Below are 16,647 nucleotides of genomic sequence, written 5' to 3' on the forward strand. Positions count from 1 at the left end.
AACACCGCCTGCGAGAGCAGAATCCGCCGCATGAAAACAGACGCCTTGGTCTTGGGTGCGGGCATCGTCGGGGTCAGCACCGCCCTGCATCTGGCGGCGCGCGGCCGTTCCGTGGTGCTGCTGGACCGGCGCGGCCCCGGCGAGGAAACCAGTTACGGCAACGCCGGCCTGATCGAACGCGCCAGCGTGATTCCCTATGCCTTTCCGCGCGACTGGCGCAGCCTGTGGCGCTACGCCAGGAACAATACGCCGGACGTGAGCTACCACCCCCGCTTCCTGCCGCGCATCGCGCCGTGGCTGCTGCGCTACTGGTGGCATTCGGCGCCGTCGCGCCTGGCGCGCGCGGCCGAGGCCATGCTGCCGCTGATCGAGCGCAGCGTGGCCGAGCACGATGCGCTCAAGGACGAAGCAGGTATCTCCCATCTATTCCGGCGCAACGGCTGGATCGATGGCATGCGCAGCGAGGCGGGCCTGACCCAGGCCGTCGCCGAGGCGCAGGCGCTGGCGCCCTATGGCCTGAACTACCGCGTGCTGGACCGCCAGGCGCTGGCGGCGCTGGAGCCCTCGCTATCGCGCATGGCGGGCGCGGTGCATTGGCTGGATCCGGTCAACGTGTCGGACCCCGGCGCCGTGACGCGGGGCTATGCGGCCTTGTTCGAGCGGCGCGGCGGCGTGCTGGCGTGCGGCGACGCGCGCAGCCTCAAGCCATCGGGCAAGGGTTGGCAGGTGCAGGGCGAACAGGGCCTGATCGAGGCCCGCGACGTGGTCGTGGCGCTGGGTCCGTGGTCGCCGGACATCCTGCGCCCGCTGGGCTATCGCCTTCCCATGGCGGTCAAGCGCGGTTATCACCAGCACTTCGCGCTGGAGGACGGCGCGGCCTTGTCGCATCCGGTGGCCGACATCGAAAGCGGTTTCCTGGTGACGCCCATGACCCTGGGCGTGCGCTTGACGACCGGCGCGGAATTCGCGGCGCGCGATGCGCCGCCTTCACCGATCCAGATCCAGCGCACGCGCGCGCTGGCCCGCCAGCTGCTGCCGCTGGGCGAGGCCGTGGAGCGCGAGCCTTGGATGGGATGCCGGCCCTGCATGCCGGACATGCGGCCGGTCATCGGACCGGCGCCGCGCCATCCAGGACTATGGCTGGCCTTTGGCCACGCACATCATGGTTTCACGCTGGGACCGGTGACGGGCAAGCTGCTGGCCTGCATGATCACGGGCCAGGCGCCGGACATGGATCCGGCGCCTTACCGCGTCGGCCGCTGAGGGCGGACGCGGCAAGGCAGGAGGGAAAGGGCTTTCGGGCCTGAATCCCGGACCCGACACGCGGGCCGCAAATTCAGGCCGGAGCGTCAGGCCTGCTTTGCGGCCTTTTCGCGGCGCTGGCGCACGGCCAGGGCCAGCGTTTCCAACACGGGCGCGGTCTGCGACCAGCCCAGGCAGGCGTCCGTGATGGACACGCCGCGACGCAGCGGCAGGCCGGGCTTCAGGTCCTGGCGGCCCTCTTCGAGATGGCTTTCGATCATCACGCCGGTGATGCGGCCGTCGCCCTGGGCGATCTGCGCGGCAATGTCGTTGGCCACGTCGACCTGGCGCAGGTGCGACTTGTTGGAATTGGCGTGCGAGCAGTCGATCATGACCTGTTCGCGCTGCCCGGCCGCGCGCAAGGCGGCGCAGCAAGCGTCGACGCTTGCGGCATCGTAGTTCGGGCCTTGCTTGCCGCCGCGCAGGATGACGTGGGTGTCCTGGTTGCCGCGGGTTTCGAAGATGGCGGCCATGCCCATTTTGGTCATGCCCATGAAGGCATGCTTGGCGCTGGCGGCGACCATGGCGTCGGCTGCGATCTGCACGCCGCCGTCGGTGCCGTTCTTGAAGCCCAGCGGGCAGCTCAGGCCCGAGCTCAGCTGGCGGTGGCTGGGGCTTTCGGTGGTGCGCGCGCCGATGGCGCCCCAGGCGATCAGGTCGGCGATGTACTGCGGGCTGAGCAGGTCCAGGAATTCGGTCGCGATCGGCAGGCCCAGGCCGCTGATGTCCAGCAGCAGTTCGCGTGCGCGGCGCAGGCCTTCGTTGATGCGGAAGCTGCCGTCCAGGCGCGGGTCATTGATGTAGCCCTTCCAGCCCACTGTGGTGCGCGGCTTCTCGAAGTACACCCGCATGACGATGAGCAAGTCCTTCTGGTGCTGTTCGGCAGCGGTGCGCAGCAGGCGGGCGTACTCCATGGCCTGGCCATGGTCATGGATGGAACAGGGACCGACCACCAGCACCAGGCGGTCGTCGCGGCCGTGCAGCACGTCGGCGATCTGGACACGGCTTTGCTCGACCAGCGTCTGGATCTCGGTCGAAACCGGCAGCTCGTCTTGCAGCAGTGCGGGCGAAATCAAGGGGCGGACCGCGCTGATGCGGGTATCGTCCGTGCGCGTATTGTCCTGGGTGGAGTCGGCCGCGCCGACCTCGCGGTCGTGCAGGGGGTCGTCAATGCGGGTCAAGGGTAGCTCCGTGCCGTAGATGCGGAAATAAAGACATCTATTATGGCACCGGCCGCGCCGCGGGGCGACGGAAGGCTGCCTCCGTCTGGCTGATGTTCCCGATACTACGACTATCGGCGATGGGCTTGCATTAACCCGTTAGCAATAACGACAGTCCGGGCGCGAATGCCTTAGCATGGTGTACACAGTTTCCAGCGGCCGCCTGCGGGGGCCCGCCCTATATGAGTAGGACGGTAGACCATGCCTAAAACGGAACCCGGCGGGACCCGACGGATACTACTCGTCGAAGACCATCCGGTTGAACGCGCTTATCTGCAGAATGTGCTGCTGGCGCTGGGTTTCCGCCGGGTGGCCGGCCTGGGCAGCAGCATCGAAGCCGTCACCGCGCTGGCGCGCCAGTTCTACGACGTGGTCATCAGCGACATCGTCACGGGCGAGGGCGACGGCACGCGCCTGCCCAATGAGCTGCGCCGCCTGGTGGACGCCGGCCGCCTGAAGAGCATGCCGCCCATCATCTGGATCAGCAGCCTCAGCGATGAACTGTTGCAGTCGCATGTGCGGCTGGCCTTGCAGGCCGGCTGTCCGTCCGCGCAGGCGCTGTCCAAGCCGGTATCGCGCACGGCCATGCAGCAGGCGATCAAGACCGCGCTGCGCAGCCTGGACGAGGACGACGCCGAGTCGCCGCGGCCGCGTTCCCTGCGGCGCGACGTCATCGAGGCCGCGCTGGGCCATGCCTTGATCACGGGGCAGGGCATGAGCGTGGTGCTGCAACCGCAGATGAGCCTGTCCACGGGACGGGTGCTGGCCGCCGAGGCGCTGTCGCGCTGGGACCATCCCGAACTGGGCGCGATCCCCGCGTCGGACTTTGTGCCCGCCGCGCATCGGCTGGGCCTGGACCGCACCTTGTTCTGCCGGGTCACCGACCGGGTGCTGGAAGTCCTGCAGCGCATGCATGCCGAGGACATCGCCGTGCCCATCGCGATCAATGCCTCGGCCTCCACGCTATGCTCGCGCGACCTGCCGGGTCTGCTGGAGCAGCGCGTGGCGCAGGCCGGCCTGCCGGCGCGGCTGGTCAAGGTCGAGCTGACCGAAGACGAGCCGGTGACCGATTGGCTGGCCCTGTCCTCGGCGTTGAACCTGCTGCGGGTGCGCGGCTTTGAATTGGCGATGGACGATTTCGGCGCCGGCATTGCTTCCATGCGCCTGTTCTCGGCCATGCCGTTCACGGAACTGAAGATAGACCGCGACTTCATCGTGCACATGCACCGCGAGCCGGCGTCGCGCGCCGTGGTCGCGGCCGCCATCGAGATGGGCCGCGTGCTGGGCCGGCGCGTGGTGGCCGAAGGCGTGGAGCACGAGCGCGACGTGGAACTGCTGCGCGAGCTGGGCTGCGACATGGCGCAAGGCTACGGGATTTCCGTGCCGCTGGAAGCCGACGCCTTCATCGAGTTCTGCCGCACGCATTGATGCTGCGCGCGGCATGCCGACGGGCACACGGCTCCAGCAGGAAGCTTGCCAGATGCGCTGAGCGTCTCAGATTCCGGAAACCTCGATATCGCCCGGATAGTCCGCCGAGAACTTCAATACCGTTTCGCGCGACTTGCCGGGCTCCATTTCCCAGTCCCAGACCAGCTTGCCGTCTTCCTCGCGCTTGATCTCGCGATCGGCCGGCGACAACAGCTTGACCACGATCTTCTCGTTGCGAGAAATGGGCAGGCGGTCCTTGAACGACACTTGCTCCTTGGTGGCCTTGTTGTTCTTGACCGTGATCTTGTACTCGTAGGTCACGCGCTTGCCGCTGCCGGAAAAACCGGTGCTTTCGGTATAGCGGTTGACCAACTGGCGCTTGATCGAAATGCCTTCATCGGCGCCCAGCGCCAGTTCGAGCTTCTCGCCGGGCATCACCGCCTTCATGGCGCTGGCCGCCACGAAGGCGTCGTCCAGGAAGGTGTTGAGCGAGCCGGCCAGGAACGGGAAGTCGGTGTTGTTGCTGGCATGCGCCGTCAGGAACATGGCTTCGCGCAGCGCCGGCGTGGACTGGTACTGCAGCGTGGCAGGCAGCTTGGCCGTGGCGATGGCCACGCGCTGCGAGGAGTTGTCGGACAGCAGCGTGGCCGGATTCTTGATCTGGAACGATGCGCTGGTCGCTTCGGCCTGCACCTGGGCGGTGGCCTGCTCCAGCGGTTCCGGCACCATCTCGACGGCGGGCGCCCCGGCGTCCTCGAAGGACTGGACCCGCTGGCGCGACATCTTGGCCTGGGCTTCGGCCTGCTGCATGGCCGCCACCGGAGCGGGGCTGGGACGCGGGCGGGGCGGAGGCGGCGGGGCGGCCACATCCACGATCCACGGCTGCAGCGCGGGCGCGCCGCCGCCCAGCGAGGGGCGCGCGGTCGACAGCGTGAGCTTGACGTTGTTCCAGTCTTCGCCGGTGTTCTGGCGGATGACGCCGAAGTAGCCCAGGTCCACGCTGCGGTCCGCCGGACGCAGGCGCGCGTCATAGGCGGGCGTCCAACGGGCGCCGGCCACGGCGTAGGAAACGTTCAGGTCCAGCTTGCCCGCGCGCGCCAGGTTGACGCGCAAGGTGACAGTCTTGGTGCGGCGATTGAGCGAGTTCTGCAATTGGCCCAGCTGGTTCTGCAAGGCGGTGAGTTCACGCTCCAGCGCCTCTTTCTGCTCCGCGACGCGGCGCAGCCCGGCCAGCGCGCGGGCCAGTGAATCCGCGCTCAGCGACTGGATCGCCTTCAGTTCGTCCAAGGTCAGGCGCGCGCCGTCCTTGGCGGGTTCGGTGGCGCCGCGCTGCATCATCAGCACCAGCTCGCGCTGGTTGTCCAGCACCGCGGCTTCATCGTCCAGCAGCGCCTGCTGGCCCTGCAGCTTGCGCACTTGTTCTTCCAGCTGCTTGACGCGCTCGTTGGCGGTGTCGGCCTGATAGGCGTCGCGCACTTTCACGTCCAGCAGCGTGGCCTGGCCGGTACTCTTGGCCGAGACTTGCAAGGAGTTTTCCTGCAGGCTGGCGGGCAGCTTCTCCAGCACCAGCTCGTGTTCGCCGGCGGCCAGCTCGCTGCTGGCGGCGCGCGTCACGACGGCGCGGTCCTGGTAGACGGTCACGGAACCGATGGAAGAGGCCAGCCCGGCGGCAGCGGCCAGGCCGGGGATCGTCGCGATGGCCAAGGCCAGAAGGGTACGTCGCACTATTTCACCTTTAGACAGGTTGGAATCGCGCGGCGCCGTGCCCCTCGACAGGGACGGACCGCCGCGCGCGCCAAATTTACATTGCGGTCCGGACGCGGGTCTTACAGAAGATGACAAACGCGACAGTGCGATACCGTGGCGCCTCCTAGGGGTGGGCCAGTTCGCGCAACATGTCGACGGCATTGGCGGCCGCGGTCGAACGGTCGTGGCGGCGGTAGGCCATGTCCAGCAGCGCGTGCGGCGCGTCGCCCTTGATCGGCCGGTACTCGATGCCTTGCGCGCCCATGTGCCGCATCGCCGCGGGCACGATGGAAATGCCGACGCCGGCCGCCACCAGGCTGACGATGGATGCCATTTGCGGCGCTTCCTGGATGACCCGCGGCGCGAAACCGGCGCGCAGACAGGCCGACATGATCGCGTCGTACAGGCCGGCGCCGATGGGACGCGGATACAGCACGAAGTCCTCATCCGCCAGCGCCGCGATCGGCACGCTGCGCTTGCGGCTGAGCGAGTGGTCAGGCGGCAGGGCCACCAGCATGGGTTCATCCAGCACGCGTTCGGATTCGAATTCCGGGTCCAGCACGTAAGGCGGACGCACGAATGCCACGTCGACTTCGCCTGCGCGCAGGCCGCGCAGCAGCGAGACCGTGTTGCTTTCCGTGAGCGTCACGCGCACGTCGGGATAGCGGTCCCGGTAGGCGCGGATGGCCTGCGGTAAATAGGGGTGGAACACGGCGGATGCCGTGAATCCCACCGTGATCGCACCGCGTTCCCCGCGCCCCAGGCGGCGAGCCGTGTCGATGGCGCGGTCGGCGCTGGCGAGGATGGCACGCGCGTCGTCCAGGAACTGCGCGCCGGCTTCGGTCAGCGCGATGCCCCGCGGCAGGCGCAGAAAGAGCGGAGTGCCGATCTCGCGCTCCAGCTGCTGGATCTGCTGGCTCAGCGGCGGCTGGCCTATGCCCAGCCTGGCGGCGGCGCGCGTGAAGTGCAGTTCTTCGGCGACGGCGGTGAAATAACGCAGGTGGCGCAGTTCCATCGTTATTAAATATGGCGGGAGTGAGTTTCATATATTGGACATATGAAGGGGAAAAGTCTACCTTGATCGCGTGGGTTGCATGCCCGCTGCTTTCGAGAATTCCGATGTCTTCCCCCTCCGCCTGTTCTTCCTCTTCAACCTCCGAGTCCGCCCCGGCGGCGCCTGTTCTCACGCCTTCCGATCATCTTGCCCGCGGCACTGCGGGGTTGCGGCGCGCCCAATGGGCCTTGTTCGCGGCCGGCTTTTCCACGTTTTCGCTGCTGTATTGCGTGCAGCCGCTGATGCCTCTGTTCACCCACGCTTTCGGCGTATCGGCTGCCCAAAGCAGCCTGGTGCTGTCGCTATGCACCGGTTTCCTGGCGGTGGCCATTTTTTTCGTGGGCCTGTTTTCGCAAGCCGTGCCGCGCAAGCGCGCCATGGCGCTATCGCTGTTTGCGTCCGCGGTGCTGGGCACCATCGCCGCCGCGGCGCCAGACTGGCACAGCCTGCTGGCGCTGCGCGCCCTGCAAGGCCTGGCCATGGGCGGAGTGCCGGCGCTGGCCATGGCCTATCTGGCCGAAGAGGTCGAACCGGGCACCCTGGGTTTCGCCATGGGCCTGTACATCGGCGGCAGCGCCTTCGGCGGCTTGTCCGGCCGCGTCATCACTGGCCTGGTGTCCGATCATTTCGGCTGGCGCGCCGCGCTGGCGACGCTGGGCCTCGTGGGTATCGTAGCGGCGGTGCTGTTCGTCTGGCTGCTGCCCGCGTCGCGCAGGTTTGCGCCGCAGCGGGGCAGGGGGTGGACCGGCGTGTGGGGCGATGTACGCGCGGGCGCCGCCTCGCATTTGAAGAACGGCCCCCTGTGCGGGTTGTTCGCGCTGGGCGGCCTGCTGATGGGTGCCTTCGTCACGGTCTACAACTACGTGGGTTTCCGCCTGCTGCTGCCGCCGTTTTCGCTGAGCCAGACCTTTATCGGCTTCATCTTCGTGGTGTATCTGGTCGGGATTTTCGCGTCGACCTGGTTCGGCCGTCTGGCTGACCGTCATGGCCGCGGCGCAATGCTGTCGGCCGCCACCGGAATGGCGTTGGCCGGCCTGCTGTTGACCCTGTCCAACTGGCTGCCGCTGCTGATAGCCGGGATCGTGGTGTTCACCTTCGGCTTTTTCGCCGCCCACGCGGTCGCCAGCGGCTGGGTCGGGCAAATGGCGCGCGGCTACAAGGCGCTGGCGGCATCGCTTTATCTGCTGGTGTACTACGTCGGCGCCAGCGTGCTCGGCGCCTGGGGCGGCCACTTCTGGACCACCGGCCAGTGGCCCGGCGTTGCGGCGATGGCGGGCGCGCTGCTGGTCTTGGCGCTGGCGATCAGCGCCGGCCTGTACCGGCGCACGGGCCGCGCACCGGCGTCCGCCGCGGTGGGGGGCAGCGCCTCCTAGAATTCACGCTAAAAGCTAGTAATTCTCATTTATAATTAGCGGCCCGCCCATAGAGCGGCATCCGCAACCAGATCCGAGGGCCGCGATGAATCCTATCTCCCCCGACAGCCAGAACCTGCAGCGCGAGCATGCCGCGCTGCTGGCCGCCTACGGACAGGCGCAAGCGCATTGCAGCCGGCTGCTGGCGGCGCAGGCGGCGCGCATCCTGTATCTGGAGAGCGAGGCCATGCGTCTGCGTGCGGCGGTCATCCTGCGCGACACCGCGCTGGCCTGGGCGCGCGAAGACCGCAAGGCGCTGGAGACCTCCATTCCCGGCTTGCCCCGGCGCGTGGCGCTGGCCCGCAGCGTCACCCAACTGATGGAACGGGTGCAGACCCTGATGCGCGAACGCTTGGCCTGGCAGGGACGCGCTGGCGCCGCCGCGCGCGAACTGGAGACGCTTACGGAGCCGCCGGCCTGGCGGCCCGCGCCTTCCGCGGTGGTGCTGCGTGAAAAAGCGGTGCTGTGCGTGGGCGAGGATGCCGTCGCGCTGGCGCTGACCCGCAAGATGGTCGAACTGGCCGGCGGACGCTATCTCGGCCATGACGGCGGCGCCGATACCGACGGCAATACGCTGGAAGCCAGCCTGGTCGCCGCGGACCTGGTGATCTGCCAGACCGGTTGCGTCAGCCACGGTGCGTACTGGCGCGTCAAAGACCATTGCACCCGCACCGGCAAGCAATGCGTGCTGGTCGACAAGCCCGAGGCCCTACAGGCGTTGCGGCTGGAACGCGAACCGCTGAAGACGGATTGCTGAACCGGCCGCTATCCGCGGGCGATCCGTAGCGTCGGGTTACCTAGCGTTTCGGCTGCGCGGCCACTCCCGCAATACAGTCGGGGGCAAAGGGGCCGAGATGCTGACCAAGCGAGACCAAGTGGCGCTACCCTGGACGGACACGCTTGCCCGCCTGGAGGACGAGCGCATCATGTTGCAGCGGATCGCCGCCGGCGTGCCGTTGGCCGAGGTGCTGGAACATGTGCTGCATGCCATCGAGGCGCAATCCAGCGTAGATCTGCGCACCGCCATCGCGCTGGTGGACGATACCGGCGGCTTCCTGCTGCATGGCGCCGCGCCCAGCCTGCCGGCGGCCTATAACGCGGCGGTGCACAGGGCCGCCATCGGTCCCGGCACGGCGTCATGGGGCGAGGCGGCCTACACCGGCAGTCCGGTCTACGTGGACGATATCGCCTTGAGTCCGGGCTGGGAACGTTGGCGGGACCTGGCCTTGTCGCACGGCTTGCGGGCCTGCTGGTCCACCCCGATCAAGGCGCCCGACGGACGCCTGCTGGGTATTTTTTCCAACTACTACGGCGTCGCGCGTACACCGTCGGCCCATGATATCGATGCGATTGCCCTGGTCACGCGCAGCGCTGCCCTGGCGATAGAACGTCATCTGACGGAACTGGCCTTGCGCCAGAGCGGCGAGCGCTGGCGCGCCATGTTCGCGGGCATGCAGGAGGCGTTTTTTCTCAGCGAGGCGTTGCGCGACGACGCCGGGCGCATCGTCGATTTCCGCTTCCTGGAGGTCAATCCCGCATTCGAGCGCCAGACCGGCATGAAGGAGGGCGACACCCTGGGCCATACCTTGCGCGAGATGATTCCCGGCGTGCCTGGGCAGATCATGGACACCTTCGCCCAGGTGGTGGATAGCGGCGAGCCGACGCAGTTCGAGTTCATGGTGCCCGCGCCCAAGGAAGCCTGGTACGAAGCCCGCGCGCGCAAGGATGGCCCCGGCCGGATGATGGCGCTGTTCCTGGACGTGACGGCGCGCAAGACGGCGGAAGCCGAGCTGTGGGAAGGGCAGCACCGCAAGAACTACCTGGCCGCCCTCGGTGACCGCATGCGCGAACTGCATCGGCAGGAGGATATCGAGCGGGCGGCTTGCGAAGGCTTGTGCCAGCACCTGGCGCTAGCGCAGGTTGCGGTGCTGGATGCGGAAGGCGAGGGCCAGGGGCCTGCCATCTCCTCATGTTGGCCGCCGGGCGTCGAGCTGCTGGGACAGCCGCCGCACCCGCTCGATGCCTTGGGCGACGACTACAACGCGGCGCTACGCCAGGGGCGCACGACCTATCTGGCGCCCCTGCTGGGAGAAGCCGGCGGCGAGATCCGTCCTTGGGCGATTGTGGCGCCGCTGCGGCGCTGGGGCAGGCATAAAGGCGCCTTGCTGGCATGCCCCGCGTCGGGCAGCCGTCTCAAGAACAGCGACATCGCGTTCATCGAGGAAGTGGCGGAACGCATGTGCGGCGCGGTCGAACGTTCGCAGTACGCGCGCACCCTGGAGCAGCGCGTCGAGGATGCGATCGCCGAGCGGGACCGGATATGGCGCCTGTCTCCGGAATTGCTGGCGGTGATCGACCGGCAAGGGCGCTTCGTCAGCGTCAATCCGGCCGTGCGCGTCATCCTGGGCTGGACGCCCGAACAGTTCTTGACGATGGAACTGTCCGAACTGGTCCATCCCGAGGATCTGGCGACGACCCTGGGGGCCTGGAACTGGGCGTCGGAGGACATGGGCCCGCGGCCCGCCGCCAGGCACCTGGAAAACCGCATGCTCAAGCGTGACGGCAGCCATTGCTGGATAACCTGGAGCATGTCCTGGACGCAGGACAGCCTTTATGTGGCGGGGCGGGACGACACCGATCTGAAGCTGCAATCCCAGGCCTTGCGCGATACCGAGAATGCCCTGCGCCAGTCCCAGAAGATGGAAGCGGTGGGGCGCCTGACCGGCGGCATCGCCCACGACTTCAACAACATGCTGCAGGGGATCTCCGGAGCGTTGTACCTGGTGCAGCGCAAGATCACCGCGGGCGCGCCGGAACAGGCTTTGCGCTTTGTGGACGTCGCCATGGATTCGGCCAACCGGGCGGCCCATCTGACGCAGCGGTTGCTGACCTTTTCGCGGCGTCAGCCGATCGACCCCAAACCGTTCTGCGCGGCCTCCGCGCTGCAGTCCATGGTCGCCTTGTTTCACCGCTATACCGGCGAACGGGTGGCGTTGCGCTTGGACCTGCGGCAGGAACTGTGGACGGTCTGCTGCGACAAGAACCAGTTTGAGAATGCCATGCTGAACCTGGTGATCAACGCCTGCGATGCCATGCCCAACGGCGGCACGCTGACGGTTGCGGCGCGCAACGTGGAGCCGGACGATCCCCAGCTCCTGCAGTCGCTCGGCGCGCATTCGGGACGCTTCGTCGAAGTCTCGGTGACGGACGAAGGCTGCGGCATGGCGCCTGACGTACTGGCGCATGCTTTCGACCCGTTCTTTACCACCAAGCCGATGGGCCAGGGCACGGGCCTGGGCCTGTCCATGATTTACGGCTTCGCCAAGCAGGCGGGCGGCGCCGCCGGCCTGGAGAGCACCGTAGACATAGGCACCACGGTCAGACTGTTCCTGCCGCGCCACGATGGCGCGCCCGAAAGCGTGCAGAACGGCGAGCGCCCGGCGCAGGCCGCCCCAGGCGCGGCGCGCAAGGAAGTCGTGCTGGTGGTGGAGGACGATGCGAACGTGCGCGAGATGGTGTGCGAATGCCTAGCCGAACTGGGCTTGGAGGTGCTGGCCGCGGCAGACGGCGAGGCTGGGCTGGAGGTCTTGCAATCCGCGCGCGGCATTGACCTGCTTGTGACCGACGTCGGATTGCCGGGACTCAACGGCCGGCAGTTGGCCGATGCCGCCCGCGTGGCGCGTCCCGGCCTGCGCGTGTTGCTGATGACGGGCTACGCCGAGAGCGCGGCGCGCGGTCAGGGCTTTCTGGAACAGGGGCTGGAGCTGATCGTGAAGCCCTTTCGCCTGGACAAGCTGTCGGAGCGCGTGCAGGGCATGCTGGACAGCGCGCCGGGCGGGAACCGCCAGGACGCCTAGCGCTTGCTGCGGTCGCTCGACGGCGGGCCTTGCACGCGGCCTAGTGGCGGCGGCGCAATTCCGCGGGAGGCATGCGCAGTTGGCCGCGATACTTCGATACCGTGCGCCGTGCCAGCAGTATGCCGTTCGCGGCCAATTGCTGGGTCAGCGCCACGTCGGACAGCGGCATGGCCGGGTCCTCGGCCTCTACCATTTCCTTGATGAGGGCGCGCACCGCCGTGGCGGAGCAGGAACCGCCGGTGTCGGTGGCCAGCTCGCGCGAAAAGAAATGGCGGAATTCGAAAACCCCGCGCGGCGTCACCATGTACTTGCCGACGGTCGCGCGAGACACCGTGGACTCATGCATGTCCAGGTCGTCGGCCACTTCGCGCAGCATCAGCGGCCGCAAGGCAACGTCGCCATACTCGAAGAAGGTCTGCTGGCGCTTGACGATGGCTTCGGCCACGCGCTGGATGGTGACGTAGCGCTGTTCGACGTTGCGCACCAGCCAGCGGGCTTCCTGGAGCTCCTGCGCCATGGGGCTGCGGTCGTCCAGGCGGGCGCGCCGGAACAGTTCGGCATAGGTCTGGTGCAGCCTGGCCTGGGGCATGGCGTTGCGGTTGGGCAGCACGCGCCAGCGCGATTGCCATTTGTCCACGAACACGTCGGGCACGACATAGACAGGCGCTTCGGCGCTATAGCGGCCGCCCGGCTTGGGGTCCAGGCTGCGGATCAGCGCGCAGGCCTCGCGCAGCGCTTCCTCGGAGCAGCCCAGCTGCTGGCGCAGGCCGGCGCAATCGTTGCGGGCCAGCCGATCGAGCTGTTCGCGCACGATGCGCAAGGCCAGGGCCCGCAGTTCGTCGCCGATGCCGCTGGCTGCCGCCAACTGCAGCGACAGGCATTCGGCCAGATCGCGCGCGGCCAGCCCTGGGGCGTCCAGCTGCTGGACCAGGCGCAGCGCCGTCATCCATTCGTCCTCGTCGGGGACGGCGTCGGCGCCGCGGTGCGCGTCGCCCCACAGGCTGGCCAGCGGCACGCGCAGGTAGCCGTCGTCATCAAGCGCATCGATGATGAACTCCGTCAATAGGCGGTCGCGCGGCGCCAGCTGATAGTTGCCCAGTTCCAGCGACAGGTGCTGGCTCATCGAAAGCGTCGAGGCGGCCCAAAGCCCTTGATCGCGTTCCTGGCTTTCGCCCTGGCCGCGCGTCGGATAGTCGCCGGAGTAGGCGGGCGCGTCCGGCATGGGCGGCTCGACCTGCGGCGCTGGGTCCGGTGCGGTGGTGTCGGCGGCGGGAGGAAAGACCGCCGCGACGGCGCCCGGTTCAGCCTCCTGCTCATCGGCTTCTTCCAGGAACGGGTTGCTGGCCAACGCCTGTTCCACCGCAGTGGTGAATTCCAGCGCGGTCATCTGCAGCAGCTTGACGGATTGCTGCAGCCGGGGCGCCAGCGTCATCTGCTGGCGCAGGCGCAATTCTTGCGTGGGGTAGACCAATCGAGTCTCCTGGACAGCGGCTGCCGACGGGCAGCCCATCCAGAAACTTAAGCAAGGTCCGTGCCAGGTCCCGCAGCGGGCAGGGTGCGGAAATCGTGTCCGCTTGCTGCCTCAGTATTACAAGGCGCCGGTAAGAAATGCCGCCGGCACGTGGAAATCAGAGGCCGGTGCCGTCCTTCTCGTACCCGTCCAGACGGTTGTAGAGCGTCTTCAGGCTGAGTCCCAACGTCTCGGCGGTAATGCGCTTGTCGCCTGAATGATGCGCGAGGGTAGCGAGAATGAAGGCGCGCTGCGCCTCGTCCAGCGGCATGCCCACGGGAAGGGTCAGTGCGCCATCCCGCACGGTGGCGCGCTGCTCGTCGCGGGCGCGGGGCAGCAGGTCGGCGGCGAGCTCGTCGTCCGCCAGGATGTACGCGCGTTGCACCGCATTGCGCAATTCACGCACGTTGCCGGGCCAATCGTGCGTGGAGATCGCTTCCAGCATGCGCGGGCTGAAGGCTTTCCGCGTGCCGTGCGCCGTGTTCAGGGTATTGAGGAACCAGTGCGCCAGCACCATCGCGTCGTCGCCGCGCTCGCGCAGGGGCGGCACGCGCAGCGGGATCACCAGCAGACGGTGCAGGAAGTCCTGGCGCAGGCGGCCTTCGGCGACTGACGCGTGGGGATCGCGGTTGCTGGCGCAGATGATGCGTACATTGGCGCGCAGCAGATCGGAGCCGCCCACGCGCTGGTAGGTGCCCGCCTCGAGCACACGCAGGAAATTGACCTGCAGGTCAGGCGGCATTTCGGTCACTTCGTCCAGGAACAGCGTCCCGCCGCTGGCGTACTCGAAGTAGCCCGCGTTCTGGGCCACGGCGCCGGTGAAGCTGCCTTTTTCATGGCCGAATAGTTCAGCGTGCGCCAGGCTGCCGCTGATGGCCCCGCAGTTCACGGCGACAAAGGGCTGCGCGCGTCGTTCGCTCGCGTCGTGGATGGCGCGCGCGACGATTTCCTTGCCGGTTCCGCTTTCGCCCACGATGAAAACGCTGGCGTCGGTGGCCGCCGCCAGCTGTAGTTGCGCGCCCAGCTTCTGCATCACGGGGGACAGGCCGGATACATCCGTGAGTACGCCCGTAGACGCGGACGCCGTCTCGCGCGCGGCGTTGGGAGTGCGATTCGCCATGCTGATTCCTTGGCCCGGCCTTGGGGCCATGCGCATCCGGTCATGCTAGAGGGACGTAGCGGTCCGGGATGCGACGATTTGCAAGCATACGAAAACGTTGATGGAAAGTATCGAACATTTACCCTGCCTTCGGCCGTAGTCGCTATGCTGGATAACTGAGCGCAACATTCGCGATACGGAGTAGGCATGCCCCATCTGCTGATCGTTGACGACGACCCCACGATACGCGAAACCCTGGCCGAGATCGGCCGCGAGAACGGGTTTTCCGTGGCGCTGGCTGCGAGCGTCAAGGACGCGCTGATCCAGCTGGAACGACACGCGCCCGACCTGGTGCTGACCGACATCCGCCTGCCCGAAGGCAGCGGCATGGACATCTTCAAGAATGAGGCCGCGGCCAGCGCCGAGGTGGTGGTGATGACCGGCCACGGCACCGTGGACAACGCCGTCCAGGCCCTGCGTTTGGGGGCTACCGACTATCTCGTCAAGCCCATCTGCATGGAGCGCCTGAACGGCATCTTCGCCCGCGTGAGCGCGAACTCGGGCAGCGATCCTGCCGGCGCGCCGTTCGAGGAACCCGGCCGCTACGGCAGGATGTATGGCGCATCCGCCGGCATGCAGGAGGTCTACCGCCAGATCGGCCGCGTGGCGCCCACCAACGTTACGATCTTGCTGATCGGCGAGAGCGGCACGGGCAAGGAATTGGCCGCGCATGCCGTCCATGAACTCAGCGCGCGCCGCCAGCGTCCGCTGATCGCGGTGAACTGCGGCGCAATCTCGCCCAACCTGATCGAAAGCGAAATGTTCGGGCATGAACGCGGCAGCTTCACCGGCGCCGACCGCCAGCACAAGGGCTATTTCGAGCGTGCCGACGGCGGCACCTTGTTCCTGGATGAAGTGACCGAGATGCCGCTGGATCTGCAGGTGAAGCTGCTGCGCGTGCTGGAAACCGGGCAGTTCATGCGGGTGGGGACCAACCGGGAGATTGCCTGCGATATCCGGATCGTCGCCGCCACCAACCGCGATCCCGAGCAGGCGGTCAAGGAAGGCAAGCTGCGTGAAGATCTCTACTACCGGCTCAGCGTCTTTCCCATCAAGCTGCCCGCGCTGCGCGAACGCGGCGACGACATCCTGTTCCTCGCCAATCGTTTCCTGCAAGGGTTGAACCAGGAGGCGGGCAAGAACAAGCATTTCTCGCAGCGGGCAGTGGCGGCGCTGCAGCAGTACGGGTGGCCCGGCAATGTGCGGGAACTCAAGAACTACGTGCGGCGCGCGTTCATCATGGCGGAGGGCGACGCACTGGAGGCGGACATGCTGACGCCACGGGTGTCGCCGGCCGGCGACGGCGCGGCCGGCCAGGTGAGCGTGCCGGTGGGAGAAACGCTGGCGGAAGCGGACCGGCGCCTGATCCTGGCGACGCTGGAGCGGTGCAACGGCGTGAAAAAGCAGGCTGCCGCCGTGCTCGGCATCAGCCCCAAGACGCTGTACAACCGGCTGGAGGAGTACGCTGCGGCGCCCGCCGCGGCGCCTGCCAGGAAACAGGACCGGTCCTGACTTCATTTTCCGTACCGCGTTTTCAGATCCGCCATGCAGGCGTCCTTCGCGTTGCCGGACATGCCGTCGCATTTCTCCTTGCCGACCTTGTAGTCGGCGTCGTTGCGCACCTTGGCCGCGTCATGCGAGGCCTCGGCCTTTTCCTTGCCGGCCTTGGCATCGGCCCGGGCCTTGTCGCGCGTGGCTTCGGCCTGCTGCTGGCAGACGTCCTTCTGATTGCCCTTCATGCCGTCGCAGCGCTTCTTGTCCAGCTTGTACTGGTCGTCGATCTGCTCGTTGCTGCGAACCGCAGTGGCGCCGCCTTGCATGGTTTGCGCCGGGGCCTGAAAGGCCAGGGCCGAGAGACTCAGGGCGACGGCGGGGAGAACGACTCGGGACAGATTCATGGCTGACTCCTTGGATGGGGCCCGGCATCGTCCGGGCCTGGCCTCATGCGCAAGCAAGCGG

12 protein-coding genes are annotated in these 16,647 nt (G+C 67.4%); 6 read left to right on the forward strand and 6 right to left on the reverse strand.

Going from position 1 to position 16,647, the window contains the following annotated elements; all coding sequences use genetic code 11:
- The first annotated feature begins 30 nt into the window (after positions 1-30).
- The gene (locus AC6LKD_RS14820) at positions 31-1,263 is read left to right on the forward strand and encodes an NAD(P)/FAD-dependent oxidoreductase (RefSeq protein ID WP_498116635.1); all 1,233 of its coding nucleotides are present in this window, start codon (positions 31-33) and stop codon (positions 1,261-1,263) included.
- Positions 1,264-1,349: 86 nt separating this feature from the next.
- Here the strand turns inward: AC6LKD_RS14820 and AC6LKD_RS14825 are convergent, their stop codons facing one another.
- Positions 1,350-2,483 (reverse strand): 3-deoxy-7-phosphoheptulonate synthase, encoded by a 1,134-nt coding sequence (locus AC6LKD_RS14825; RefSeq protein WP_498116636.1) that lies wholly within the window; start codon positions 2,481-2,483, stop codon positions 1,350-1,352.
- A gap of 240 nt (positions 2,484-2,723) precedes the next feature.
- On the opposite strand from AC6LKD_RS14825, the gene AC6LKD_RS14830 reads away from it, so the two are divergent.
- Positions 2,724-3,950, forward strand: coding sequence for an EAL domain-containing response regulator (locus AC6LKD_RS14830; protein ID WP_498116637.1), 1,227 nt, complete (start codon positions 2,724-2,726; stop codon positions 3,948-3,950).
- Positions 3,951-4,016: 66 nt separating this feature from the next.
- Here the strand turns inward: AC6LKD_RS14830 and AC6LKD_RS14835 are convergent, their stop codons facing one another.
- On the reverse strand, positions 4,017-5,675 hold the full coding sequence (locus AC6LKD_RS14835; RefSeq protein ID WP_498116638.1) for a mucoidy inhibitor MuiA family protein: 1,659 nt from the start codon (positions 5,673-5,675) through the stop codon (positions 4,017-4,019).
- 145 nt (positions 5,676-5,820) lie between these two features.
- The gene (locus tag AC6LKD_RS14840; RefSeq protein ID WP_498116639.1) at positions 5,821-6,711 is read right to left on the reverse strand and encodes a LysR family transcriptional regulator; all 891 of its coding nucleotides are present in this window, start codon (positions 6,709-6,711) and stop codon (positions 5,821-5,823) included.
- A 104-nt stretch (positions 6,712-6,815) separates the two neighbouring features.
- On the opposite strand from AC6LKD_RS14840, the gene AC6LKD_RS14845 reads away from it, so the two are divergent.
- From AC6LKD_RS14845 to AC6LKD_RS14855, 3 genes are all read left to right on the forward strand, one after another.
- Positions 6,816-8,123, forward strand: coding sequence for an MFS transporter (locus AC6LKD_RS14845; protein WP_013393904.1), 1,308 nt, complete (start codon positions 6,816-6,818; stop codon positions 8,121-8,123).
- Between the two features lie 85 nt (positions 8,124-8,208).
- On the forward strand, positions 8,209-8,919 hold the full coding sequence (locus tag AC6LKD_RS14850; protein ID WP_498116640.1) for a DUF2325 domain-containing protein: 711 nt from the start codon (positions 8,209-8,211) through the stop codon (positions 8,917-8,919).
- Positions 8,920-9,016: 97 nt separating this feature from the next.
- Entirely contained in the window at positions 9,017-12,019 is a 3,003-nt protein-coding gene (locus tag AC6LKD_RS14855; protein ID WP_498116641.1) for a GAF domain-containing protein, read from the forward strand.
- A gap of 40 nt (positions 12,020-12,059) precedes the next feature.
- On the opposite strand, the gene AC6LKD_RS14860 is transcribed toward AC6LKD_RS14855, so the two are convergent.
- Both AC6LKD_RS14860 and AC6LKD_RS14865 read right to left on the reverse strand, forming a co-directional pair.
- Positions 12,060-13,490 carry an RNA polymerase factor sigma-54 gene (locus tag AC6LKD_RS14860; RefSeq protein ID WP_498116642.1) on the reverse strand — a complete coding sequence of 477 codons (1,431 nt, stop codon included), beginning with the start codon at positions 13,488-13,490 and terminating at the stop codon, positions 12,060-12,062.
- Between the two features lie 157 nt (positions 13,491-13,647).
- Positions 13,648-14,562 (reverse strand): sigma-54 interaction domain-containing protein, encoded by a 915-nt coding sequence (locus AC6LKD_RS14865; RefSeq protein WP_041655643.1) that lies wholly within the window; start codon positions 14,560-14,562, stop codon positions 13,648-13,650.
- Positions 14,563-14,835: 273 nt separating this feature from the next.
- Between AC6LKD_RS14865 and AC6LKD_RS14870 the strand changes: the two genes are divergently transcribed.
- Complete coding sequence (locus AC6LKD_RS14870) at positions 14,836-16,200, forward strand: sigma-54-dependent transcriptional regulator (RefSeq protein ID WP_498116643.1); 1,365 nt, start codon at positions 14,836-14,838, stop codon at positions 16,198-16,200.
- Positions 16,201-16,202: 2 nt separating this feature from the next.
- Here the strand turns inward: AC6LKD_RS14870 and AC6LKD_RS14875 are convergent, their stop codons facing one another.
- Complete coding sequence (locus AC6LKD_RS14875) at positions 16,203-16,586, reverse strand: hypothetical protein (protein WP_013393898.1); 384 nt, start codon at positions 16,584-16,586, stop codon at positions 16,203-16,205.
- Positions 16,587-16,647: the final 61 nt, after the last annotated feature.

Source organism: Achromobacter sp. D7-1 (assembly GCF_059760445.1).